Here is a 1,024-nt window from a genome sequence, read left to right as displayed (position 1 = left end):
AGATTGTACTCCTGCATCAATACATACATCCGAAGGTGCTGTAAAAGTTACTGTTGGTAAAGCGAATACTTCTATTGTGTCACTAGCTGTATTTGTACAACCATTTGCATTTGTAAAAGTGTAAGTAATAGTATGAGTTCCTACGCCTGCTACGGAAGGATCAAAGGAATACGTCATTCCGTTACCATCGTCTGTAACTCCTGATCCTGAATATACACCTCCTGTTGCTGTTCCGCTTCCTAAACCAGATTGTACTCCTGCATCAATACATACATCCGAAGGTGCTGTAAAAGCTACTGTTGGTAAAGCGAATACTTCTATAGCGTCACTAGCAAAATTAGAACAACCATTTGCGTTTGTAAAGGTGTAAGTAATAGTATGAGTTCCTACGCCTGCTACCGCAGGATCAAAGGAATACGTCATTCCGTTACCATCGTCTGTAACTCCTGATCCTGAATACACACCTCCTGTTGCTGTTCCGCTTCCTAAACCAGATTGTACTCCTGCATCAATACATACATCCGAAGATGCTGTAAAAGTTACTATTGGTAAAGCGAATACTTCTATAGTATCACTAGCAGAATTAGAGCAACCATTTCCATTTGTAAAAGTGTAAGTAATAGTATGAGTTCCTACGCCTGCTACGGAAGGATCAAAGGAATACGTCATTCCGTTACCATCGTCTGTAACTCCTGATCCTGAATACACACCTCCTGTTGCTGTTCCGCTTCCTAAACCAGATTGAATTCCTGCATCAATACATACATCCGAAGGTGCTGTAAAAGTTACTGTTGGTAAAGCGAATATTTCTATTGTGTCACTAGCTGTATTTGTACAACCATTTCCATTTGTAAAGGTGTAAGTAATAGTATGAGTTCCTACACCTGCTACCGCAGGATCAAAGGAATACGTCATTCCGTTACTATCGTCTGTAACTCCTGATCCTGAATATACACCTCCTGTTGCTGTTCCGCTTCCTAAACCTGACTGAATTCCTGCATCAATACATACATCCGAAGGAGCT

1 protein-coding gene is annotated in these 1,024 nt (G+C 40.9%); it reads right to left on the bottom strand.

Translation table 11 applies throughout. The features are described 5' to 3' along the window. Positions 1-1,024, bottom strand: a 1,024-nt coding sequence (locus tag ITB9_RS15680) for a PKD domain-containing protein (protein WP_371440201.1), incomplete at both ends; no start/stop codon positions are given.

Source organism: Olleya sp. ITB9, assembly GCF_001315805.1.
GTDB classification, from domain to species: Bacteria; Bacteroidota; Bacteroidia; order Flavobacteriales; family Flavobacteriaceae; genus Olleya; species Olleya sediminilitoris.
This window is presented reverse-complemented; position numbering and strand designations above follow the sequence as displayed.